Below are 23,705 nucleotides of genomic sequence, written 5' to 3' on the forward strand. Positions count from 1 at the left end.
TTCCTTTCGGTATCAGTGTCTTGTCCAGTCCCCGCCGCGCATCGGATCAAGCTTGTGCTTCATGATCCGCTGGCTTGGGGTGCGTTCGAAATCGGTGACGAAGCTGATGAACTGCGGCAGCTGGTGCGGGGCCAGACGCCCCTTGAGCCAGTCGAACAGGCTTTCGCCCGTGAGCTGCTGGCCGGCCACCGGCTGCACATAGATCTTGATGTCGGCCTCGCCGATCTCGGCCTTGACCGGGATCGCGGCGCAGGCGGCAACCCCGTCATGCTGCTCGACCACGTTCTCGACCTCCCAGGCCGAGACGTTCTCGCCCCGCACCCGGATCGTGTCCTTCATCCGCCCGTGAAAGCGCAGCCGCCCCTCGGCATCCAGCGAACCCATGTCGCCGGTAAAGAGGCGCCCGCCGCGCAGCGCCTCGCGCGTGGCCTCGTCGGAATTGGTGTAGCCTGCGAAGAGCGCGCTCTCCCGGCCGGGGCGTGGCGTGACGACAATCTCGCCCTTCTCGCCCTGCGCGACGGGGGCGCCGTCGCGGTCGAGGATCGCCACGTCGAACCAGGGCAGCGGACGGCCCACAAGGCCCGGCAGCCCCTCTGTGTTGACCGTTGTCAGGCTCGACGCCTCGGTCATGCCGTAGCCCTCGTGCACCTTCACGCCAAAGCGCGCCTCGACCGCCCGCCAGGTGTCGGCGTCGCAGCCGCCGCCCCAGGCCACGCTCACCTTGTGGTAGCGGTCGTCGGGGCGGGGCGGCTGCTTCAGCAGCATTTGCAGGATACCGCCCAGATGGTGGATGCGGGTCGCGCCGGTGGTCCGCACCTCGTTCCAGAAGCCCGAGGCGGTAAAGCGCGGCGCCAGTGCCAGCGAGACCTTGCGGATCAGCGGCAGGATGATCACCTGCGCGCCGCCGATGTGGTGGAACGGCTCCCAGGTGTAATAGACCGCGCCGTCTTCGGCGGCCGAGGAAATCGCGGCGCTTTCGGCGGAATAACGCAGCATGGCATGGGTCACCGGCACGCCTTTCGGCTTGCCCGTGGTGCCGGAGGTGAAGCTGATCATCATCAGGTCGGAGGGATCGGGCGCGGCAAAGGCGATCTCGGGCGCGCCGCCCAGAACCCCGTCGAGCCCGGTTTCGGGGCGCAGCAGCACGGGGCATCCGGCCTCCTGCACCACGTCGGCGACCGCGTCCTCGGCGATCAGCAGCGAGACCTGTGCCTCGCTCACCGCGAAGCTGACCGCGCTGCCTATCTGCCGCAGCCCGACCGGCACCCAGACGGCGCGCAGCATCGCCAGCCCCAGCACGGCGGCGCAATAGTCGAAATGGGTGCCCAGCATCAGCGCGACGCGGTCCCCGGCACCGATCCCGCGCGCCGACAGGCCGCAGGCGATCAGCCGGGCGCGCGCGGTCAGGTCGCCGACGGTCCGGCTTGTCCAGACGCCGTTCTCCGGTTCGCTGGCATAGGGTTGCTCGGGGGCCGCCCGCTCCAGCAGGTGCAGAAACCCGTCACCTTCCCAATTTTTGGATGTCAATGCCATCTTGCCTTCTTTTCTCGCCGATACAGCGAAAATTCCCGTTGAACTTGTTATTGCAATGCAATACAAAGTATTGACAGTTAATCGCGCCGCATTGGCGGTGTCAATGCGACTCCGTCAGGAAGGGCGAGCATGGCGAACACCGGCGAAAAAAATGATCCTTTGATGGTCAGGGCGGTGGAAAAGGCGTTCCGCGTTCTTTCCACCTTTGACGAAAGCAGGCCCCGGCAGACGCTGACGCAGCTTGCGGAAAGCGCCGGGCTCGACCGCTCCGCCGCGCAGCGCTTTTCGCATACGCTGTGGAAGCTCGGCTATCTGCACAAGGATCAGCGCAACAAGACCTTCGAACTGACGCCCAAGGCGCTGAGCCTCGCCTATCAGTACACGCGCTCCAGCCCCATCGTGCTGCGTGCCCACCCCTACCTGTCGCATCTGAACAAGGCGACCGAGGAGACAATCTCGCTGACCGTCCTCGACGGGACCGAGGTCATTTACCTCTCGCGCTACCTGTCGCCCAACGTGCTGGACACGGATGTGATGATCGGCTCGCGCCTGCCGGCCTATTGTTCGGCGGGCGGGCTCGCGATCCTGTCGACGATGCCGGATGCCGAGGTCGATGCCCTGCTCGACGCCTCCGACCTGCGCGCCTTCACCCGGCGCACGATCTTTGACCGCGAGGGGATCAAGGCGGCGGTGGAGACCGCGCGCACGCGCGGCTTTGCCATGGTGGAAGAGCAGATCTATGCGGGCGACATCACCATTGCCGTGGCGCTGCGGCTGCCCGGCAGCGACCGGGTGGCCGCCGTCAGCCTCGGCGCGTCGCTCTTCCGCTACGATGCGCAGCAGATCGTCAGCCGCTTCGCCCCGATGCTGATGGGCGCGACACGTTCCATGTCGCAGGGCGTTCCGGTCTGAGGGCGCTCAGCTCATCGGGCGCCGGTGCTGGTTCGCCTTATTGTGGTAATTCCAGATGTCCTCGTGGTGATGGATCATCGGGGTCATGGGGAAGTTGATGTTGCGCAGCGGCAGAGGGCGCAAAAGCCGCATGATGGATTTGGTGGTCCGGATGAACTTGGCCTTCGGGTTGATGGTCGTGAGCAGCAGCAAAGCGCGACCGTCCGGGCGACGCACCATCATGTACCAGCCCTCGACATCCCAGGAGCCGGGCTCGCCGACCGAGATCAGTTCAACGGTGGCACCGGCCTCGACTTCGTCTTTCACGCCGCGCTCGAATACCACAAAATTGTCGTCTTGAAGCGCCTGGCTGTCCATTACCCTACGTGTGCCTCGCCTACAGGTTGCTCTCGCGCCGTCTCAGTCGTTCGGGTTATTTCAGATCAGCACCCTGATCTCAAGTTTTCCCGCACACCACCATCCTCGGAAAAATCGCGCGCACGCTGTGATTTTCGCCCAGCCTCTTGGCAAAGAGAGAATATTTTTCAGGATCTTTGCTCTGGCCGCCAGGGATACCCCACACCGACCAAGGCAAACTGGCCCCAACTTTAGAATTAGCACTCTTATCAAAAATAAGATACCTATTTTCAGGTTTCGATCGCCTTTTCTGATGCCAATGCGCATCACCTCCCCCCAGAGACCCGCCCGATACGGAGCGCCCGGCGGCCTTTTGGCGCAGAGCGAGCGCCCGCATGGGGCGCGGCGGGTCGGCGCGATGCCGGTCGCAAGCGACTCGACGCGCCAGATCGGGTCGCCGCGAACAATCGGCCAGGCGACGCGCCCTCTGCGGCACATGGCCCAACGCCAGCTTCGAGACGCGAAATCCGGAGAACGCCTCATGCGCCCGGCGCGCAGATTCTTCGCGAACCGGCGGCAAGAAAACCGCAATATACTGAAAATAAATACGTTACCTGGAACCCTATGCCCCCGGGCGCAGACCATGCATGCCGCACGGAAGGCCCGCCGCACCAGACAGGCAGAGCGCCAATGCCCCGCCCCTCCCGCTCTCAACCCCAGCGCAACCGAGCCCGCTCCCAGACCGGCACGCGGGACACCCCGCGTGAGTCGGGAGGCTCGCGACCGCAGGGCACGGGTTGCGGCGCGCCCAGGAAGATCAACTTCCGGACACAGCCCTGCGACGCAAATTTCGCCCAAAATACAGACGGATTGCCGAAAAATAGAGCAAGTATTGAGCAATCTTAGGATTCTGTTTCAAATATTAGGATACTAATTTTATAAAAGAGGTCTCCTTCTCATAATCAAGGTGGTGCCAGCGCCCAGCTGCTCTTTGGTCCCGACGTTCCGTCGTGCCCCGCAGGCAAGCGCCCGTGCAAACAACAACCCGCACCTATCCGAAGGAGCCCCCATGCCTGGCATGCGCAAAACATCGCTCGAAGAGCTCACGCTGCACAGCTACACCGACAAGACCGGCGTTAAGACCAACCATCTGACCTTTTACACGAGCGGCCCCGAAGCGCCCGAACCGCTGCAGGTCGGCTATTTCGAGATGACGCGCTCGGAAAACGCCATGATCTTCCAGCACCAGTTCGAGGAAGGCAAATACGTCATCGAGGGCGAGATCGTGATTGTCGATGTCGAAACCCGCGAGGTGATCATCGCCAAGAAGGGCGACATGCTGCACCTGCCCACCCTCTCGCGCGCCATCTACTGGACCCCGTCCTATGCCAAGGTCTTCTTCTGCAGCGGCTCCGACGTTGTGGTCGAAAGCGCCTTCGACTCCGAAATCGCGGTGATCGACGTGCCCGAGCTGTGCGACGCGTTCGGGCTCGTCCCGGCGGAAGGCTGACGCCACCTGCCCGGCCGGACACGCGGCACAGCCCCTGCGGCGACAGAACCGCCCCGGCCGGGTATCCCCTTGCCACCCAACTTCCGACAGGAGACCGCCCATGCAGATCACCATGCAGTTCCATCACGCGAGGTCCGCGCTCAAGCGGGCCACGGCCGGCGTCGCCGCGCTCGTCCTCGGCGGGCTTGTGCTGGCCCAACCCGCCGCCGCGCAGGAGTTCGAGCCCTCGTCCGGCACCGAGATCCCCGAGGTCGACGTGAACCTGGCCATGTGGCCCTATGCCAACAACATGCTCGGGATCATCGGTCTCAAGCAGGGCTGGTTCGAAGAGGTCGGCATCGCGCTTCCCGAGGGCGATGCCATCGTCTCCATCGAACAGTCGAACGCGCGCCTGACCAATGGCGAGCTCGACGCCTCGGAAGATTACGTGCCCGCGCTGATCGAGGTCTATGCCAGCATGCCGCATGTGCAGCATGTGCTGACCATGACCACTTTCGTCGGCCAGCACGTACTGGCGAACCCGGAACTCGGCGTGCGGTCCTGGAGCGATTTCATCGCCGAGGGGCAAACGAAGGACGAGGCGTTCCGCTCTGTCATCGGCCAGATGCGCGGCAAGCGCGTGGTCTTCTCGACCAATGCGGGCACCCGGCCCTTCGTCAACACCATCCTCGAACTGGGCGGGCTGACGACGGCGGATGTCGAGGTGGATGTGCTGGCGGATTCGCGGATCGTACAGCTTGCCCAATCCGGCCAGATCGACTTTGCGATCCCCGGCGGCGCGGCGCAGAACGTGCAGGTGCAGGACATCGGCTATCAGCGCATGGTCGGCGTGCCCGACCTTATCGCGGGCCTGCCGGCGGGCGACTCGCGGGTGATCAACGCTTTCGGCTTCGGCGGGCTGACCCTGCAAAGCGAGATGATCGCGCAGGACCGCGAGACCGTGCTGCGCCTCGTCTCGGTCTATTACCGCATTCTCGACCAGATCGAGAACGACCCGAACACCGCGCTGTCCTATCTGATCCCCTATCTCTCCGCCGCCACCGGCGAGGATGTCGATCTGGGCGATCTCGAACGGCTGTGGACCGGCGGCGATTTCTACGTGCCGTGGAGCTTCGGGCGGCAGGCCGAGCTGGAAGCGGACGAGAGTTCCGAGCTTTACTACGAGGCCATCATCGGCGCGCAGATCGCCGCCGCCCAGGCCGGAGGCGTGGTGCCCGCGGCGCTGGAGCTGACGGCGGACAAGATCACCGCCGCACCGGGCATCTACAAGGATATGGTCGCGCTGAAGGAAGGGTACGAAACGCTTCTCGCCGATCACCCCGATCTGAGCGGCGCGCTGGTCGAACAGGCGGCAGCGTTCTACGATGGTCGCAACTATCTCGACGCCTACCGCTTCCTGCGCAGCGCCGCAGAGGGAGAGTGACCTTGAGTACGACCGCAGCATCCGCAGGCGGCACCGCACCGGGGAGGCGTGCACTCCGTCGCGCCTCCGTCACCGGCGCCTATGCCATCGCGGGGGCGCTGACCGTGATCGTGGCCTGGGCCCTGCTGGCCCGCGCCGTCGGCAACCCCACCCAGTTGCCCGCCCCCGGCGCGGTGATCGCCGCCATCCAGGCCAATTGGCACACCATTCCCGCCGTGCAATACGTGCTTTTCCGGCCGCTCGGCGTGGCCGCCGCCGTCAGCTATACCGCCGTCAACGTGATGGTGGGCGTGGCGCTCGGCACGGTTCTGGGCATCGTGCTCGGCCTCATCCTTGCGCGCAACCGGCTGGTGCGCGAGCTGTTCGAAGGGCCGCTTCTGCTGCTGACCACCACGCCGCTGCTGATCCTCTTGCCCTTCATCACCCTGTGGTTCGGCACCGACCGGATCGCGCAATCCATGCTGGTGATCGTCTTCACCATGACCACCGTGACCTTCGCGACCAAGAATGCCGCCATCGCCGTGGCCGGTCATTACGCCAACTACGCCGCCTGTCTGGGCGCAAGCGCCGCGCAGACGCTGCGCGACGTGGTGTTCCCCGCCGCCCTGCCCGCGACCATCGCCAATGTGCGCGTCGCGCTGGCGCTGGGATGGGGGCTTCAGGCGGTGGCCGAGCTGCTTGGCGGACGTTCGGGCATCGGCCGGGTGATCGAGATCACCGCCCGGCAGCAGGCGACGACCGACCTCTTTGCCGTGGTCCTCGCCATGCTTGTCGTCGCGCTGGCGGTCGATACCGCCGTGGCCGGTCTCGGGGCCGTCCTGACCCGCTGGAAGGAAGACTGATGTCCTCGCAGGCTATGACAAACACCCGCTCCATGGCGACATCCGCACCCGCAAGGCCCCGCGCCGCAAAGCGCAAACCGCGCCGCAAGACGAAAGACCGTCCCCTGATGGTCGCGCTCTCGGTGCTGGCCACGCTGCTGATCTGGAACGCCGCCTCGCTGCTGGCGGGCGTCAGCCCGATCACCGGCGACAGGCTGGTGCCGGGCACGCTCGACGTGATCCGGTCTTTCCCCAACCTTGCCTATTACGCGCCGGGCAGCCCCGACGCGCTGCTCGCCTCCTCGGGCGCGGGCACCTCTGTGGGTGCCGCCCTGAAGTCGCTGCTCTATCACACCGGGGTTTCCGCGCTGCGCCTTGCGATCGGCCTCGTGGCCGGGATCGCGATCGCCTGTCTGGCCGCCGTTCTGATCTCGTGGAACCGGACGATCCGGCGCGCCTTCATGCTTCCGGCGCAGGCCTTCCGCATGCTGCCGCTGCTCGCGCTGGCGCCGCTCTTCGGGATCTGGTTCGGCTCCGGCCAGACCGGCACCTATGCCTATCTCGCCTTCGCCACCTTCGCGGTGATGTTCCCGGTCGCGGTCAGTGCCATCGACCATGTGCCGGGCTATTACACGAATTACGCGCGCAGCCTCGGCGCGGGCTCGGCGCGGATCTATCTCTCGGTCGTGGTGCCCGCAGCGCTGCCCGGCCTGCGCCCCGGCGTGCTGCTCTCGGTGGCCTTCGGCTGGAGCATGGTGCTCGCCGTCGAATACATCTCGCAGGGCAACGGGCTTGGCTTCATCGTCAGCCGCGCGCAGGAGTTCAGCCAGATCAACACGCTGGCGGTGATGGGCTGCATTCTGGTGATCTACGGGCGGTTTTCCTATGTCGCCGCCGCGCGTGGCTTCGACCGGCTGGTGAGGTGGCAGGAATGACCCAGACCGCCACCGCAAGACACGACACAGAACAAAGGACCGCGTCCATGAAGGATCTGCCGCACGCGCGCGAAAGCGCCGCCTCCACCCCGCCGGCCATCGCGCTCCGGGACGTCTCCAAGGTCTTCGAGCTGGAAACCGGCGAAACGCTCACCGCCGTCTCCGACCTGTCGCTGACCATCGAGCCCGGCGAGTTCGTCTGCGTCCTCGGCCCCTCCGGGCACGGCAAATCGACCCTGCTCAACCTCGTTGCGGGGTTTCTCGAACCCGACGCGGGCAGCGTCGAAGCCCATGGCGATCCGGTAAAGGGCCCCGGCCCCGACCGTGGCGTGATTTTTCAGCGCGACACGCTGTTTCTGTGGAAACGGGTCCGCGACAACATCGAATACGGCATGAAGGTGCGCGGCGTCCCGAAGGCAGAGCGCACGGCCAAGGCCGATGAGCTGATGGAGGCGGTTGGGCTGACCAAATTTGCCTCGTCCTGGCCGCGCCAGCTGTCGGGCGGGATGCGGCGGCGCGCGGCGATTGCGGCGGTCTTTGCCAATGAGCCGCCGGTTCTGCTGATGGACGAACCCTTTGTCGGGCTCGACTACGCCCGCCGGGCGGTGCTGCACGATGTGGTCACCAGCCTCTGGAGCCGCGAGAACAACACGATCTTTTTCGTAACCCATGACATCGACGAGGCGCTTGCTCTGGCCACCCGCGTGCTTGTGGTCGCGAACGGCTCGGTTGTCTACGACGTCTCCGTCGACCTCCCCCGTCCGCGCGGCACCGACACGCTGAACGGCCCCGAGGCGCTGGAGATCCGCAAGAGCATCCTGCGGCATCTCGACGAGGCCATGGCGGTCGAGGAGGAGCGGTTCACACCGGCCGGCTGACCCGCAGACATCCCGAGAGAAATTCACCAGCGCCGCGCGAGGCTCTCGCGTGGCGAGGGCCCCCTTTTACCCGAACGCTGACTTACAGGAGACATCAGCATGAGCGAAACCAACCCCGGCCCGGTCGCGGTCCACCGCTTCGACGCCGACAGGCTCAAACGCATTCACGTCCGCCCCGGCCCGAACGAGATCGTGACCTGGAACGACATCGCGATTGCGCAAAAGGAATGCTACGCGGGCTTTCAGGAAGTGCGCAAAGGCGATCCCGTCGGCAGCTGGACCATGTGGTTCGACGAGGTCCAGTATGTGCTGGGCGGCAAGGCGACCATGGTCTACCGCATGCCGCCGCTCTACGCCGAGGAATACCGGCGCGAGCTGGGCGAAGGCGATCTTTTCATGCTGCCGCTCGGCTGCGAATTCCGCTGGGAAGTGACCGAGGAAACGCCCTTCCGCACCATCATTCTTGCATTGCCCTTCCCGCCCAGCATGACGCTTTACGACGAGATGAGCGTCGAGGCCTGACCCTTCGGAGGCCCGGCGCCGTGCCGGGCCTCTCTCCGCTTGCAACGAAAGGATCGAACGATGCGCGCGCTTGTCCCGGACCGGCCTGGCAGGACAGGGAGGCCGGATACGGCCCCGTCCTGCCGCCCGGAGGCGCGCCCGAAAACCATGCAGCGGGCCGCGCCGGTTTCTCCGCGCATTACAGAAAGAATGGAATTCAGGTCGTGTTATTCTACTAGTGCATATGGAGAGACTGTCCTCCGAAGGGGAGTGTGGAATGACCGCGAGAACCAAGTACCAGCCGGACATCAGGCAAGCGATGGCCGCGCATCCCGGCTACCGCCGCCTGTTTGCGCCGGGCGAGATCACGCTGGGCCTCATCATGCCGCTGGAAACCTATGCCGAGGGCTGCATGCCGACCATGCGGAACCACCTCGCCACCGCGCGCCACGCGGAGGAGATCGGCATTCCCGGTCTCTGGCTTCTCGACATTCCGTTCTTCGATCCGAGCTATGGCGCCGCCGGGCAGCTTTTCGAACCGCTCACCTATATGGCCGCGCTGGCGATGCAGACCGAGAAAATCGCGCTTGGCACGACGGGGATCGTGCTGCCCTTCCGCGACCCGCATCTCTTCGCCAAGCAGATGGCCAGCGTCGACCAGCTTTCGGGCGGGCGCTGTCTCGCCGGCCTGTCGCTGGGCGACCGCCGAGACGAATACCCGCTCTTTGGCATAGATTTCGACACCCGCGCAGAGCGTTTCCGCGAGATCTTCCGCCTCTATCGCACGGTGTCGGAACACGACCGTCCCGCCTTTGCCTCCGAGCTCTTCGGCTCTTCTCCCGGCGGGTTCGACATGCTGCCCAAGCCGCCCTTCGCCCGCACCCCGACGATTGCCATCAACGGCGCGGGGCAAAGCCTCGACTGGGTCGCCCGCGAGATGGAAGGCATCATGGTGCCGATCAGCGAGCCGGAGCGGCTGGCCGAGATGACCGCGGAATGGCGCGCGGCCCAGCCCGAGGGCACCTTCAAACCCTTCTGCATCGTGGGCTTCCTGCATCTGGAGGAAGATCCCGATCAGCCCTTCGAACGGGACCGGGAAGGGTTTCACGTCGGCAGCCGGGCACTGGCCCGCTTCATGGAGCAGGCCCGCGCCGCCGGGGTCAATCACTTCGCCATGAACCCGCGCTACACGCGGCGCCCGATGGAAGAGGTGCTCTTCGAACTGGAACGCGATGTGCTGCCGCATTTCCCGGCACTGGAGGCGGCCGACTGAGCCTGAGCGTTCCGTGTCGGCGGCCTCTCTCGCGGGAGGTTTTCCGCATCCCATGCCCGCGGCAAGATCCTTCCGGTCGCCCCCGCATCCGACATGTGAACGCTCAATCATCTGAACACGAGGAAAGCTATGATGACACAGGCTCCCCGGCCGGATCTCTCCGGCGGTCTCGATGGCGTGCTGACTCTGCTCAGCCAGTCGCTTCGGGCTTCGGCGACGGTGGTCTACTGGATCGACGCCACCAAAGGTTCTCCCATCGCCCATCATGGCTATGAAAACGCCTATTTCGAACGTTACGAGCAGGGCGCGGGCCGGGACGATCCGATCTCGTTCCAGACGGTCGTGCGGCAGGGATCGCGGCTCGCGTTCCTGAGCCAGACGCTCAAGACGCTCGACCGCAGCCGCCTTGGCGGGTTCATGCATTTCATGTCCGATTGCGGCTTTGCCGATGCAATGACATTCATCCTGCGCGACGGGGACCGGCCGATGATCGGCGTCGGCGTGATGAAGACGCATGACGATCCGCCGATGACCGAGGAAACCGCCGCCGTCGCCCAGGCGATCCAGAGCTATCTCGAAACCAATCTCATCCACCATCCGGGCATCCGGCGGCATTATGTGGACCGGCAGCTCGATGTGAAATTCGGCCTGTCCCGGCGCGAGCGCGAGGTGGTGGGGCTCATCGCGGACGGCGCGTCGAACCACGATATTTCCGTCGTTCTGGGGATCAGCGAGGCGACGGTAAAGACCCATATCCAGCGCTCCTTCGACAAGCTCGGGGTCAGCAGCCGGACCGCCACCATGCGCATGCTGCTGCAACCGGAGCACTGGCTGCGCTCCGCATGAACGCGCCCGTTTATCGCCCGATCAACCGCGCGCGCGGGCGTTCGAAGGTCTGCTTCCCGGCTTTCCACCCGGCCAGCACCGGCGCCACCCCGCGCACCGCCGAGGCCGCGTCGGGGGCGTCGATCAGCACCACATCCGCCGCGCCGCCGACCGCGATGGCGTAATCGGGCACGCGCATCAGCCGCGCGGCCTCCTCCGTCACCATCGCGAAGGCGGCGGCGAGATCGCTGTCGCACGAGAGCTGCGCCACATTGGCGAAAAGATTGGCCATCCGCGCCAGCGAGGCGTCGCCATAAGGCGTGAACGGGTTCAGCACATTGTTGGTGGCGATGCTGGTCACCACCCCTTCTTCGCGCAGAACCTGTGCCGGCGCCATGCCGCGCGGCACCAGCCTGTCCCGCCCGCGCCCCATCAGGAAGAGATCCGTCGCGGGCAACACGGTCAGCGCGACCCCCGCATCGGCAAGGCGGCGGGCGATCCGCGACACCTCCTCCGGTGCCATCGCCGAGAGCTTGCTGACATGGCCGATGGAGACCCGTCCGCCATAGCCGCGCGCCTCGGTCTCGCGCAGCACCGCCGGAATGGTGGAGCCCGTCGGGTCGAGATCGAAATCCAGGTGAAAATCCACATCGGTGCCGTGTTTTTCGGCCAGATCGAAGATCAGCGCGATATGGCGCTCGGGGTCCGGGTCGGCATAGGGGCAGCCGCCCACCATCTGCGCCCCCTGCCCGAGACAGGCATCGAGCATGTCATAGGTCGCCATCTCCTGCGTCAGCCCCTCCTGCGCAAAGGCGCAGATGTCGAGATCCACCGCATAGGCGTAGTCCTTCCGCAGCGCGGTCAGCGCCTCGAAGGAGCGGGTGCCCGCGCGCGGATCGACCTCGACAAAGCTGCGCATCCGGTTGGTGCCGTGCAGGATGGCCTTTTCCAGCACAGTTTTCGCCCGCGCATAGACATCCTCTGCCGTGAACCCGGCCTTGGCCGCCGCCGTCTGCGCAATCGCCTCGCTCAGCGTGCCCTCGCAGATCGCGCAGCGGTCCAGAATGCAGGCCTTGTCGAGATGCACATGGCTGTCGGCAAAGCCGGGAAAGGCCAGCGCACCACCCGCCTCCCAGCGCGGCGCCCCGCCCGGCAGATCCGGCGCGATGGCGGCGATCTTTCCGGCCCGGAACCCGAGATCCACCAGCCCCTCGTGGCCGGGCAGGCGGACATGCGCGAGGATCGTGTCGAAAGCCATGGCAAGGCGCCTTTCCGCGTCGGGTCACGCCCGCATGCGCGGGTCGATCAGCATATAAAGGATGTCCACCACCAGAAAGGCGAGGACATAGAGCAGCGAGGCGTAGATCACGAACCCCTGCAAGGCCACGAAATCCGATTGCTGGATCGCCTGCAACGCGTATTGCCCCACCCCCGGCCAGCCGAAAATCGCCTCGATCAGCACGGCGCCACCGAAGATGAAACCGATCACGCCGCCGATCAGGGTGATGATCGGCAGCAGCGCGTTGCGCAGGCAATAGCGGAACAGCACCACCCGCGTGCGGTGCCCCATGGCATAGGCGGTGCGGATGTAATCGCTTTGCAGCGCCTCCACCATCGCCGAGCGGGTCACCCGCGCGATGGGCGCCAGCGTGCAGAGCCCGAGCGTCACCGTCGGCAGGACCAGCGCCCGCAGCGCCTGCACCCATTTCGCCGGATCGCCGTCGAGCAGCGTGTCGACCAGCAGGAAGCCCGTCACCCTCGGCGGCATCTCGACCCAGAGCGGCAGCCGCCCCACCGGGCCGGGCAGCCAGTTGAGCTGCACGAAGAACACCAGAAGCAGAATGAGCCCGATCCAGAATTGCGGGATCGCCATGCCGATCAGGGTAACGATCCGCACGAGGAAATCCGGCCAGCGCTCGCGGCTCACCGCCGCCATGACGCCAAGCGGCACGCCGCAGACCACCGCCATGATCAGCCCCAGCACGCCCAGCTCCATGGTTGCCGGAAGACGGTTGCTCAGATCCGCCAGCACCGGGTTACCTGTGGAAAAGGACGTGCCCAGGTCGCCCCGCACGACCTCGCCAAGATAGCTCAGAAACTGCACCGACAAGGGCCGGTCGAGCCCGAGATCGGCGCGGATCATCTCCAGCATCTCGGTGCTGGCCTCGGTCGGCGCATAAAGCTCGGTCGGGTCGCCGTTGAACAGGCGCGCGGTGAAAAAGGTGATGGTGACCACCCCGAATGCAACCGGGATGATCCAGAGGATACGCTTGAAAAGAACGCGTAACAAAGCCATGGGCATGTCCTTCCGTCGGGACGGAGTTCAGAATTCCAGAAGGTTCTCGCGGAACTGCGTCTTGCTGAACCCGGTGCGCACCAGGCCGCGCTTTTGCAGCGCCGGGACCAGACCGTCGGTGATCTCGGCCACGTAGCGCCGGTTCAGATCGCCCGCGATGAGGAAGCCGTCGCCGCCCGCCTCTTCCATCATCTCCTGCATCTGCGCCGCCACCGTGTCGGGCGACCCCGCCACCTCGTCGAGCGCGAAATGGAAACTGTCGGCGATCTCGCGCAGCGTATTGCCCATGGCCATGAAGCGCTGGAACGTGCCCTGCTGGCCGTTGGTCGTCAGCTCGGCAAGCGGTGCGTCCAGATCGTAGATGGAAAAGTCGATGTCGAAGATGCTGCCCATGGCGGCGAGAATATCGGCGGGATCCTTGGCCGCCTGCCGCGCCGCGAGGATCTCCTGCGCCTGCGAATCCGTCTCGGCGACGATGGGCAGAAACTGATAGACCACCTTGCAGCTGTCCGGGTCGCGCCCGTTGGCAGCGGCGCGCGCGCGAATATCCTCGCGGAATTTCTTCATCTCCTCGACGGTGGAGACCGCGGCCATCACCACATCCATATGCTTGGAGGCAAAGGCACGGCCCTGCGGCGAGCCGCCCGCCTGCACCAGCACCGGATGCCCCTGCGCCGGACGCGCGGTGTTGAGCGGCCCGCGCGAGGAGAAGAACTTGCCCTCGAAATTGATCGGCTGCACCTTGCCGGGATCGGCGAACATCTGCCCCGCCTCATCGGCGACCACCGCGTCGGCCTCCCACGAGTCCCAGAGCTGCTTGACCACCTCGACGAATTCGTCGGCCATCTCATAGCGGGTGTGGTGCTCGATATGTTCGGTCAGACCGAAATTCTGCGCCGCGCGCTCGGCGGTCGAGGTGACGAAGTTGCAGCCGACGCGGCCCTCCGACATCAGATCGAGCGTCGCCATCAGCCGGGCCAGCAGGAAGGGCGGGTAGAAGGAGGTGGAAATCGTCGGCACGATACCCACATGTTTCGTCGCCTGAAGCATCAGCGGCACCAGCGGCAGCGGATCGTTCTTGGGCGCACGGCTGGCGCGCTTGAGGTAGAAATCCATCGAACTGCCGTAGTTGTCGGGCACGAAGGAGGAATCCTCGAGCAGCACGAAATCGAAACAGGCGCGGTCGATGGCGCGGGCGAGGTCGATCTGAAGGCTGGGGTCGGACCAGTTCCGCGCGGTTCCGCCGCCCCACTGGTCGAGCCAGCCGTGAACGCCATAGCTGTTGCCAAGGAACCAGCCGAGGTGAAACTGAGATTGAGCCATGTCTTTCTATTACTCCTGGTCGTTGCCGGTCGGCCATTGGCGTTCCGGGCGGTCTTATTCCACTTTATCGGCACCTCGGGGCTTCCAGGTCCGTCAAATGGAATTGGGTTTCGTTTTCAAAAGAGATCGAAAAGCCACAGGGGTTTTCCCGGTAGCCATGCGCGCTTCCTGAAATGACGCAGGTGTTCTTTATATCCTGTGGCATTTCACGAGGCGCGGCGCTCGATATATGTCCGAAGCCGAAGTTGGAACGCGGCGGAGAGCGAAAGGGAGCAATGAAAACCCTCCGCGCGCGTTCCGGGTGGCGACCGCCGTTTACCCGGCGGTCGCGCTGTTCAGGTCACTCCCGCAGCTTCATATAGGTGTAGCGGGCGTAGGGCTCCTGGGTGAAGGTGACCCCTTCGACGCGCTTGCTGGTGGCAATGGTGCGCCCCATCACGACCAGCGGCACCTGGTTCGCCGCGGCATCGGCCAGACGGTCCTGGATCTTGTGATAGGCCTCGGTCCGAGCCTCGGTGTCGCCGGAGTTGCGGAAGGTGTAATGCCAGTCGTCGATCTGGGCATCGTCGAAGCGCGACCAGTTCCAGCTTCCGCCACGGTCCGACCAGCTGGTCAGGCAACAGTTGGTCTGGGTCACCGGGTCGGGCAGCCAGAACACGCCGTCCTCGAAATACATCCCGCTCATGGTCTCGTTTTCGCGATAGATCCGGTCGCGCACGGCGGATTTGATCTGCACTTCGGGCGTGCTCTTGAGGTTCGCGGTCACGCCGATCTGCGCCAGGGCGCTTTTGATCAGGATCGCCACATCGTCGTTGTAGGGCAGCGCGTTGGAATACCACAGATCGAATTGCAGATCCTCGACACCGGCCTCTTTCAGCAGCGCCGCCGCCTTGTCGAGATCGTAGTCATAGCGGGCAAAGCTGTCGTTGCAGGTTGCGTCGCTGGGGTTGTACTGGCAGGTGGCAACCGTGCCGCGCCCGCCGAGCGCCACGTCGATGATCTGCTGCTTGGGGATCGCATACAGCATCGCCTGTCGCACGGTCTGGTTGGTGAACGGCTCTTTGTCCACCGCCATCGACAGCCGCAGAAGGTCGGGTGTGTCGCCGTAAATCACCGGAAAACCGGCATTTTCCAGAGCGGAATACTGCCGCCCGGTCATGCCTTCGCCGGCATAGTCGACCACGCCGCCACGCACCAGAGACACGATGTCGGCGTCGCCCGTCACCCGCAGGATGATCTTGTCGAAATGCGACTGCGGCCCCCAGCTCCGGTCCGGCACCGCGCTCAGGACGATCTCCTGGTTCGGCGTGCGGCTGGAGATGTAGTACGGGCCGGTTGAGGCCACGTTCTTTTGCAGCCACTCACGCGACCACGGGTCGTCCTCGGTGGCGTGGCTCTTGGCTTCAACGGAATCGATGATCCCGAACTGCAGGAATTTCATCGAGGTCAGGCGCACCGCCACCTCGGCGGGGTTGCCCTCGGGCCCATCCATATAGGTGATGCGGACGGTGTGATCGTCGAGTTTCTCGAACTGATCGGCGGTATAGAGCCCGGCGACGGATGCCTGGTTCTTGCCGTTGGTCGGCAGCGACACCAGCCGGGTGAAGCTGTAGATCACGTCATCCGCCGTCATCGGGTTGCCGGTCGGATAGAAGCTGACGTCGTCGCGCAGATGGAAGGTGACGACCGGGCCATCGACCTCCCAGGAAGCCGCGAGGTTGGGGATGACCTCCATCGGATCGCCGATCATGGCGCCGTCCTCGCGCTCGGTGAATTTCACCTCGACCAGCTTGTCGTAGAGGTTGAGCACCAGATCCTGATCCTGCGAAGACCGGGTATCCGCCGGGTCGATGCTGTTGAAATCGGCGGCGACGGCGCGCACCAGCGGCCGGTCCTCCTGTGCCTGGACACTCGCCAGCGACAGCAGGACCGCAGCCGCCGAAAGCGCGCCGAGGACCGCGGGTTTTATCCTGAATATTGATTTCATGCTTGGAACCTATTTCGGTTTCTCTGACAGACGGGCAATTACCGGGAACACGATTTTTCGGGACATATCGGAATCCGACATATGCCATCCGGAAAATCGCAATGCTCACGAATTTATTCGACGGAGGCGGTGGCCTCGCTGTCAAAAAAGGTATCCGAGCGCCCGCGGACCACAATCATACTTTCGGTGGACGGGTTTCGGAACGAAACGAACACGGCAAAACGGAATCCTGTAAACGGCAAATGTTTATTTTTCGCATAAGTTTTGTTCAGAATTGCGGACACTGCCTTTTTGGCAGCACTGCATGTCAACCTTTCGAATTACAGGCACGCATACCGCATTCCCCGCGTTTGCAACCGCGCCGGAGCATCGCGCTCCGTGCCCATACCGCCACTGCGCTTTCAAAACGCGCGGCAGGCGGACAGACCGACGCCAACGGAAAGATGCGATGCCAACCACACCGACCGACATACACAGCCCAGACCCCGTCCCGCCGCGCCGGCGGGTGCTGGCGTTTCTTTCGTCCCGCCGGACACGGAGCCGGGCACCGCTGTCGCTATCCATGCGGCTGGGCGCGGCGCTTTTGCTGTTCTATCTGGGGATCGCGCTCCTGTCGCTGGTCTGGACACCGCACGACCCGAACCTGCCCGGCGCCGGGCCCAGCTATGCCCCGCCCAGCCTGGCCTTTCCGCTCGGCACCGACCGGCTGGGCACCGATCTTCTGTCGCGGCTCATGGCGGGCACGCGCTACGATCTGGGGATCTGCATCGCCGCCGTGGTCCTGTCCTTCAGCATCGGCACGGTGCTGGGCACCATCGCGGGCTATTTCGGCGGTGCCACCGATGCGGCGATCATGCGCATGGTCGAGATCTTTCAGGCCTTTCCCGCGCTGCTTTTCGCCATGCTTATCGTGCAGGCGGTGGGCGCGGGCGTGGTCAATGTGATTGCCGTGCTCGCCTTTGTCGGCATGCCCGACTACCTGCGCCTCGCGCGCGGCGAGGTACGGGCGCGGCGCGACTGGCAATATGCCGAGGCCGCGCGGCTGGTCGGCAACAGCTCCTGGGGCATCGCCTTCAAGCACCTGCTGCCGAACAGCCTCGGGCCGCTGCTGGCCTTCACCTCGATCAACGCCGCCTTTGCGGTGCTGGTGATCGCAAGCCTCGGGTTCCTTGGCATCGGACTCAGCCCGGACGCGCCGGAATGGGGCAATATGATCGCTCGCGGACAGGATGGCATCATGACCGGCCAGTGGTGGGTATCGCTTTTTCCCGGCATCGCCATCCTCGGCATGACCGGCGCGTTCTACATGCTGGGCGACGCGCTGTCCGATCTCTTTGACCCAAGGAGGCGCGGATGAGCGACCCCATTCTTCAGGTCGAGAACTTCAGCGGCGGGTTTCTGAGCAAGACCGGCGAGATGACCCGGATCCTGCACGATGTCAGCTATACGCTGGAGCGCGGCAGGATCACCGCCGTGGTCGGCGAGACCGGCAGCGGCAAATCCGTCACCGCACTGTCGGTGCTGGGCCTTCAGGCGCCGACCTTCCGGCGCCTCTCGGGCCGTATCCTTTTCGACGGCACCGACCTGACCGCAATTGGCCCGAAAGAACTGCGGGCCCTGCGCGGCAGCCGCATCAGCATGGTGTTCCAGGACGCACGCGCCGCGCTGAACCCGGTGTTCTCCATCGGTCAGCAGCTGGCCGACACATACCGGCTGCATCATGGCGGCTCACGCCGGGCGGCGATGGCGCAGGCGGTGGACGCGCTGCGCCGCGTGCATATCCCCGAGCCCGAACGCCGCGCCCGGCAATATCCGCACGAGTTTTCCGGCGGCATGGCGCAGCGCGCCATGATCGCCATGGCGGCACTGATCTGCACCCCCGAACTCCTGATCCTCGACGAGCCCACCACCGGGCTCGACGTGACAACACAGGCCGAGATCATGGATCTGGTGCTCGATCTCGCCCGCGCGCGCAATCTCACCGTCTGCCTGATCACCCACGACCTCGGGGTGGTGGCGGAAACCTGCGATCATGTGGTGGTGATGAACCGGGGCGTGGTGGCCGAAACCGGCCCCACCGAGCGCATCTTCACCGCGCCGCGCGATGCCTACACAAAGCGCCTTCTGGGCGCGAGCCAGCTTGCGGAGGCCGCCGAATGAGGACCTATCCCAAAGATTACCCCATCGTTCAGATCCGCAACCTGCACAAGCTCTTCCCCGTGGGGCGCGGTCAGAACCTGCACGCCATCGACGGCGTGGATTTCGATCTGCGTCCGGGGAAGACGCTGGCGCTGGTGGGCGAGAGCGGCTCGGGCAAATCCACCGTCGCGCGCTGCATCGTGCGGCTGATCGAGCCCAGTTCCGGCGATGTGGTGCTGCACGGCAATTCGATCCTGCCGCTGACCTCGCTGCAAATGGCGCGGCAGTACCGTCAGTTGCAGATGGTCTTTCAGGATCCCAACGCCTCGCTCAACCCGCGAATGACCGTGCGCAAGGTGCTTGAAGAGCCGCTGAAACTGCATCTCGACATGAGCGCCGGCACCCGCGCCTCCCGGCTGCGCGAGCTGATCGAAATGGTGGGGCTGACCGCCGCGCATCTCGACCGTTACCCGCACGAGCTGAGCGGCGGCCAGCGCCAGAGGGTGGGGATCGCGCGGGCGCTGGCGATCAACCCGGAGGTGGTGCTGCTGGACGAGCCCACCGCCTCGCTGGATGTCTCGGTGCGCGGGCAGATCCTCGATCTGCTGAAGCGGTTGCAGAGCGAGCTGAACCTCGCCTTCCTCTTCATCAGCCACGACTTGCAGGTCGTCCGCCACGTCGCCGACGAGGTGGCGGTGATGTATCTGGGCCGGATCGTCGAACAGGGCCCGACGGAGGAGATTTTCCGCCATCCGCGCCACCCCTACACGCAGGCGCTGATCTCGGCGGCCCCCGTGGCGCAATGGGGGGTGGAGCGCCACCGCGTGCGGCTGGCGGGCGAGATCTCGACCCCGGTCGATCCGCCCGCGGCCTGCCGCCTTGCCGGGCGCTGCCCCATCGAACAGCCGGTCTGTTCCAGGCGCGACATGCCCTTGCAGGAGATCGGGCCGGACCACCGCGTCGCCTGCCCCTTTGCGGTGCAGGCGCTGCTGGACCGCAAAACCGGGTGAGCCACCGACTGGCGACATCCCATAAGACCAAGCGAAAGCGAACGACATGACCTCAATCCAAACGGCGGCGCAACCCGCCGCCCAGATGCTTCCCGACGGCACAGCCGATCTCTTCCGCCAGCTCTGGCGCGGCGTCGGCGCGACCGTTGCGCTGATCGCCACCGAACACGAAGGTGCCCGTCACGCCATGCTGGCCACCGCCGTCACCTCGGTGTCGATGGCGCCGCCGTCGCTGCTGGTCTGCGTGAACCGCGATGCCTCGGCCTTTGCCGCGCTCGAGGCGCGGGGGGCGTTTTCGCTGGGCATCCTGCCTGCGGCGCAGCACGGAACCGGGGCGGCCATCGCGCGGGCACCGGGCGCGGAGCGGTTCGACCACGGCACATGGCAGACACTCGACGCACCCGAGCGGCGCAGCCATGGCCTGCCCTGGCTGGCAGAGACCGAGGCGACGCTGTTCTGCACCGTCGACACCCATTTCGACCACGGCACGCATTGCCTGTTCATCGCCACGATCGAAACCGCAATCGGCGCCGCGCCACAGGACCCCCTGCTCTATCAGAGCGGCCGCTTCGGACGGTTCGCGGAAATCGCGTCATGACCGGGACAAAGAGCGGCGACGACATCTGCCGCATGAGCGGCACCGAACAGGCGCGGCTGATCCGCGAGAAACAGCTTTCTCCGGTCGAGGTCACAAACGCGGTTCTCGACCGCATTCACGCGCTCGACCCGGTATTGCACGCCTTCTGCACGCTGACCGAAGAGCGCGCCTTGCAGGAGGCCCGCGCCGCCGAGGCTGCGGTCATGGCGGGCGCTCCGCTGGGGCCGCTGCATGGCGTGCCGGTCTCGGTCAAGGATCTGATCTGCACCAAAGGCGTGCGCACGATGCTGGGCTCGGAGGCCTACAAGGAGTTCATCCCCGACGAGGACGACATCGTCGTCGAGCGGCTGAGCGCGGCCGGTGCGGTGCTGCTGGGCAAGACCAACACCGCCGAGCTGGGCTATGGCGCGGTGGGGCACAACAATATCTCGCCCACCACCCGCAACCCGTGGGACCTGAGCAAGACGCCCGGCGGGTCGAGCGCGGGCAGTGCTGCGGCGGTGGCCGCCGGTATGGGCGCGCTGACGCTCGGCAGCGACGGCGGCGGCTCGATACGCAGCCCGGCGTCGTTTTCCGGGCTCTTCGGGATGAAACCCTCCTTCGGGCGCGTGCCCGCCTATCCCGGCTGCCGCGACCCGCGCTATCCCGGTCTGTCCTCCTGGGAAAGCACCGAACATATCGGCCCGCTCACCCGGACCGTCGCGGATGCCGCGCTGATGCTCTCGGTCGTCTCCGGCCCCGACATGCGCGACCGCCATTCCCTGCCCGGCCCCGAATTCGACTGGGCCGACACGCCCCGCCGCAACATCCGGGGCAAGAAAATCGCCTATACGCCGGATCTCGGCGGCTGCCGCGTCGATCCCGAAGTGCGCGCGCTCACCGCCGCCGCCGCACAGGTCTTTGCCGGGGAATATGGCTGCGAGGTGGTCGAGGACGCGCCGGACCTGATGGATGTGCTGGACCTTCACTGGATGATCATCCTGCGCGACAGCGACCTTGTCGGCATGCGCGATCTGCACCGGCAGGGCCTCATCTACATGCCGCATCTGCGCGCTGCCATGGAGCAGAGCCATAGCGCCGAGGATCTCACCGAGGCCGCCAAGCTGCGGCAGGAGGTGGTCAACCGGATGTGGCGCTTCATGGCGCGATACGACCTCTTCCTTTGCCCGACCGTGGCCTATCCCGCCTTCGACATCGACACCTATGGCCCGAGCCATATCGGCGGCGCGCCGGTGGAAAGCCTGTCGGGCGGGCTGCCCTCGCTCTGGCCCTTCAACCACACCGGCCAGCCCGCCGCCTCGGTGCCCTGCGGCTGGACCTCGGAAGGGCTGCCGGTGGGGCTTCAGATCGCCGGGCGCCATCTCGACGATCCGCTGGTCATGGCGGCCTCTGCCGCCTTCGAGGCCGCGCGGCCCTGGGCGCATCTCTGGCCCGGCATCGTGACGGCAGAGGAGGCGCGGGTCTAACCCCGCGCCTCAGCACCTCCCGGCCTTGCCCGGCGCGCGAAAACCGCGAAAAGCGCCGCCCCCAGCGTCACCGCCAGCACGCTGGCCCCGAAGAGATAAACCGCCGGTTCCAGACCGATCCTGTCGACCAGCACCCCGATCCCCATCGTCGGGGTCACACCGCCGATATGCCCGGCGATATAGAACCGCGCGATATAATCCGTGCGCCGCTCCGGCGGAGAGGCCTGGTTCGCCAGCCCCAGCGCGCCGACAAAGGCCGCCCCGTAGAAAAAGCCCAGCACCGGCATGATGCCCAGCAGCAGCGGCCCGTACCCGCCGGGCAGACCGAGGATCAGCAGCAGCAGAAACGCCGCCATCCCGATCACCCCGGTCATCAGCGCCCGCACCGTCCCGACCCGCCCGAGCGCGATCTGCCCGGCGCCGCTGGCCAGCTGGAACAAGGCCGGGAGCATGCCCGCCAGCCCCGCCGAGCCAAGCCCGTAGAGCGTGACGCCGATATGCGGCCCCAGCCCCATCAGCACCGAGGCGACATACCAGCCGATCCCCAGCCCGGCGCAGGCCAGCACGAAAAACCGCAGCGGCAGCCCATCGGGGAGGGGCTGCGCGTCCTGCCCCGCCTCCCCGATCTCGACCGCGCCCACCGGCTGCACATGGCGCGGCCAGCGGGCCAGCATCACCCCCAGAAGCGCCAGGGCGCAAAGCAGCGTGATGAGCAGGAAGGGCAGCCGCGTCGGCGCGAGATCGAGCGCAAGCGCGGCAGAGGTCAGCATCGGCCCGATGGCGGCGCCCAGGCTGAAGGCCAGGGTCGAGACCGTCGCCGCCCGCGCCCGGCGGTGTTCCGGCGCCAGCTCGTAAAGCCGTACCGAGGCGATGCCGGTGATCATCCCCGCCCCCGCCCCGTTCAGGATCCGGCCCGCGAACAGCATCGCCACATTCTCGGCCAGCGCAAAGACCAGCAGCCCGGCCGCCGTGACGATAAGCCCCGGCACCAGCACATAGCGCTGGTTGCGGATATGACGGTCGAGCAAAGGCGAGAGCGTCAGCGAGGCCAGAATACCCACCGCATAGAGCGTGAAGATTGCCATGACGGTCACGTCATTCATCTGGAAACGGGTGATATAGGCCCCGTAAAGCGGGCTTGGCGCCGTGCTGCCCATCAGCGAGGCGATGATCGCCAGCATGCAGGACAGGCGCGCAAAGAAATAGCGATCGGGGATCATCTCCGACCCGCCCCGGTGCTGCGCCCCAATGGGCTCTGTCTGCGTGTCATGCGGTCTTTCCGTTCTGATGGCCAAACCCGCCCGGTCCACGGTCGCGGATCCTGCGGCCGGGTTTCGAACAAGGTGGGGTGTCTGAATAGGCTCCGATTTTCGAACGCATCAAATGAAGCGTGAAAATTGGCGGACTATTTATCAATTTACAGACATGACCTAGCGGAAAAAACTTTCGTTATTCAATAGGAAATTATGTCAGCCGAAAGTATGATTGAAGAGAAAGGTTCATTGCGGGTATTTATAGAAATACCTGCGGTGCGCTTCAGGAAACGGAATTGCAGAATCCGGTTGCAGAAAAGAGCTTTCCGGAACGAAAGACTGTACGTCTCATCTCGCGGCAAAGCCGCGCATGAGAGAGACAACGCTCTGCAAAATAAAAACTCTCATCCTAATAATGACGTCTCCGGAGACCCCCGCAGGATTGTCCGCCGCCTCATCCTTCACATATGGCGAGGCGGTTATAATATCAAATCTGAAATTCTCCCTCTCGATAGTTCCATCTCGGCAATAAAACGAGACCGTGGATTCCGGTCTATTTCAATAGACCGGACATGACGGGCTTGCGATTACCGCCCCACTGTCATCCAATAGGATGATTTCAGAATATCGAAAGCCATGAAACCCTGCGGAAAATCCCGAAACCCGCCGGGCGCGGGAATATATGA

The 23,705-nt window shown here is 65.2% G+C and carries 21 protein-coding genes; 14 read left to right on the plus strand and 7 right to left on the minus strand.

Features of this window, described 5'->3' with window-relative positions:
• Positions 1 to 12 precede the first annotated feature (12 nt).
• Positions 13 to 1,533 carry an AMP-binding protein gene (locus tag M4578_RS22080; protein WP_258095301.1) on the minus strand — a complete coding sequence of 507 codons (1,521 nt, stop codon included), beginning with the start codon at positions 1,531 to 1,533 and terminating at the stop codon, positions 13 to 15.
• A 129-nt stretch (positions 1,534 to 1,662) separates the two neighbouring features.
• Between M4578_RS22080 and M4578_RS22085 the strand changes: the two genes are divergently transcribed.
• The gene (locus M4578_RS22085) at positions 1,663 to 2,445 is read left to right on the plus strand and encodes an IclR family transcriptional regulator (protein ID WP_258095302.1); all 783 of its coding nucleotides are present in this window, start codon (positions 1,663 to 1,665) and stop codon (positions 2,443 to 2,445) included.
• Positions 2,446 to 2,451: 6 nt separating this feature from the next.
• Here M4578_RS22085 and M4578_RS22090 read toward each other — a convergent pair whose 3' ends face one another.
• Complete coding sequence (locus tag M4578_RS22090; RefSeq protein ID WP_258095303.1) at positions 2,452 to 2,802, minus strand: hypothetical protein; 351 nt, start codon at positions 2,800 to 2,802, stop codon at positions 2,452 to 2,454.
• Between the two features lie 1,057 nt (positions 2,803 to 3,859).
• Here M4578_RS22090 and M4578_RS22095 point away from each other — a divergent pair.
• The 8 genes from M4578_RS22095 to M4578_RS22130 all read left to right on the plus strand — a co-directional run bounded on the left by M4578_RS22095 (position 3,860) and on the right by M4578_RS22130 (position 10,968).
• Positions 3,860 to 4,291 carry a cupin domain-containing protein gene (locus M4578_RS22095; RefSeq protein ID WP_258095304.1) on the plus strand — a complete coding sequence of 144 codons (432 nt, stop codon included), beginning with the start codon at positions 3,860 to 3,862 and terminating at the stop codon, positions 4,289 to 4,291.
• Between the two features lie 100 nt (positions 4,292 to 4,391).
• Entirely contained in the window at positions 4,392 to 5,714 is a 1,323-nt protein-coding gene (locus M4578_RS22100; protein WP_258095305.1) for an ABC transporter substrate-binding protein, read from the plus strand.
• 2 nt (positions 5,715 to 5,716) lie between these two features.
• Positions 5,717 to 6,556 carry an ABC transporter permease gene (locus tag M4578_RS22105; RefSeq protein WP_258095306.1) on the plus strand — a complete coding sequence of 280 codons (840 nt, stop codon included), beginning with the start codon at positions 5,717 to 5,719 and terminating at the stop codon, positions 6,554 to 6,556.
• 107 nt (positions 6,557 to 6,663) lie between these two features.
• The gene (locus tag M4578_RS22110) at positions 6,664 to 7,470 is read left to right on the plus strand and encodes an ABC transporter permease (RefSeq protein WP_258095307.1); all 807 of its coding nucleotides are present in this window, start codon (positions 6,664 to 6,666) and stop codon (positions 7,468 to 7,470) included.
• A gap of 47 nt (positions 7,471 to 7,517) precedes the next feature.
• A complete protein-coding gene (locus M4578_RS22115) occupies positions 7,518 to 8,348 on the plus strand; it encodes an ABC transporter ATP-binding protein (RefSeq protein ID WP_258095308.1) in 831 nt (276 codons plus the stop codon).
• Between the two features lie 99 nt (positions 8,349 to 8,447).
• On the plus strand, positions 8,448 to 8,870 hold the full coding sequence (locus M4578_RS22120) for a cupin domain-containing protein (protein WP_258095309.1): 423 nt from the start codon (positions 8,448 to 8,450) through the stop codon (positions 8,868 to 8,870).
• 256 nt (positions 8,871 to 9,126) lie between these two features.
• A complete protein-coding gene (locus tag M4578_RS22125) occupies positions 9,127 to 10,122 on the plus strand; it encodes a TIGR03571 family LLM class oxidoreductase (RefSeq protein ID WP_258095310.1) in 996 nt (331 codons plus the stop codon).
• A 132-nt stretch (positions 10,123 to 10,254) separates the two neighbouring features.
• Positions 10,255 to 10,968 carry a helix-turn-helix domain-containing protein gene (locus tag M4578_RS22130; RefSeq protein WP_258095311.1) on the plus strand — a complete coding sequence of 238 codons (714 nt, stop codon included), beginning with the start codon at positions 10,255 to 10,257 and terminating at the stop codon, positions 10,966 to 10,968.
• Between the two features lie 10 nt (positions 10,969 to 10,978).
• Here M4578_RS22130 and M4578_RS22135 read toward each other — a convergent pair whose 3' ends face one another.
• The 4 genes from M4578_RS22135 to M4578_RS22150 form a co-directional block, all read right to left on the minus strand.
• Complete coding sequence (locus M4578_RS22135; protein ID WP_258095312.1) at positions 10,979 to 12,205, minus strand: amidohydrolase family protein; 1,227 nt, start codon at positions 12,203 to 12,205, stop codon at positions 10,979 to 10,981.
• A 24-nt stretch (positions 12,206 to 12,229) separates the two neighbouring features.
• A complete protein-coding gene (locus M4578_RS22140) occupies positions 12,230 to 13,243 on the minus strand; it encodes an ABC transporter permease (RefSeq protein WP_258095313.1) in 1,014 nt (337 codons plus the stop codon).
• A gap of 27 nt (positions 13,244 to 13,270) precedes the next feature.
• Positions 13,271 to 14,566, minus strand: coding sequence for an NtaA/DmoA family FMN-dependent monooxygenase (locus M4578_RS22145; RefSeq protein WP_258095314.1), 1,296 nt, complete (start codon positions 14,564 to 14,566; stop codon positions 13,271 to 13,273).
• A 340-nt stretch (positions 14,567 to 14,906) separates the two neighbouring features.
• Positions 14,907 to 16,553: an ABC transporter substrate-binding protein gene (locus M4578_RS22150; RefSeq protein WP_258095315.1), complete on the minus strand. Its 1,647-nt coding sequence runs from the start codon at positions 16,551 to 16,553 to the stop codon at positions 14,907 to 14,909.
• A gap of 448 nt (positions 16,554 to 17,001) precedes the next feature.
• Between M4578_RS22150 and M4578_RS22155 the strand changes: the two genes are divergently transcribed.
• From M4578_RS22155 to M4578_RS22175, 5 genes are read left to right on the plus strand one after another with little or no spacing between them, the layout of a single operon-like run.
• Positions 17,002 to 17,910 carry an ABC transporter permease gene (locus M4578_RS22155; protein WP_258095316.1) on the plus strand — a complete coding sequence of 303 codons (909 nt, stop codon included), beginning with the start codon at positions 17,002 to 17,004 and terminating at the stop codon, positions 17,908 to 17,910.
• On the plus strand, positions 17,907 to 18,713 hold the full coding sequence (locus M4578_RS22160; RefSeq protein ID WP_258095317.1) for an ABC transporter ATP-binding protein: 807 nt from the start codon (positions 17,907 to 17,909) through the stop codon (positions 18,711 to 18,713). The genes M4578_RS22155 and M4578_RS22160 overlap by 4 nt, the downstream gene beginning before the upstream one ends.
• The gene (locus tag M4578_RS22165; protein WP_258095318.1) at positions 18,710 to 19,702 is read left to right on the plus strand and encodes an ABC transporter ATP-binding protein; all 993 of its coding nucleotides are present in this window, start codon (positions 18,710 to 18,712) and stop codon (positions 19,700 to 19,702) included. The genes M4578_RS22160 and M4578_RS22165 overlap by 4 nt, the downstream gene beginning before the upstream one ends.
• Before the next feature lie 46 nt (positions 19,703 to 19,748).
• A complete protein-coding gene (locus M4578_RS22170; RefSeq protein WP_258095319.1) occupies positions 19,749 to 20,300 on the plus strand; it encodes a flavin reductase family protein in 552 nt (183 codons plus the stop codon).
• Complete coding sequence (locus M4578_RS22175; RefSeq protein ID WP_258095320.1) at positions 20,297 to 21,766, plus strand: amidase; 1,470 nt, start codon at positions 20,297 to 20,299, stop codon at positions 21,764 to 21,766. Before M4578_RS22170 ends, M4578_RS22175 begins: the two co-directional genes overlap by 4 nt.
• On the opposite strand, the gene M4578_RS22180 is transcribed toward M4578_RS22175, so the two are convergent.
• Positions 21,763 to 22,986, minus strand: a complete 1,224-nt coding sequence (locus M4578_RS22180; protein ID WP_258095321.1) for an MFS transporter — start codon at positions 22,984 to 22,986, stop codon at positions 21,763 to 21,765. The genes M4578_RS22175 and M4578_RS22180 overlap by 4 nt on opposite strands.
• Between the last annotated feature and the right edge of the window lie 719 nt (positions 22,987 to 23,705).

It is taken from the genome of Salipiger pentaromativorans, from assembly GCF_024721115.1.
Lineage (GTDB): Bacteria > Pseudomonadota > Alphaproteobacteria > Rhodobacterales > Rhodobacteraceae > Salipiger > Salipiger pentaromativorans.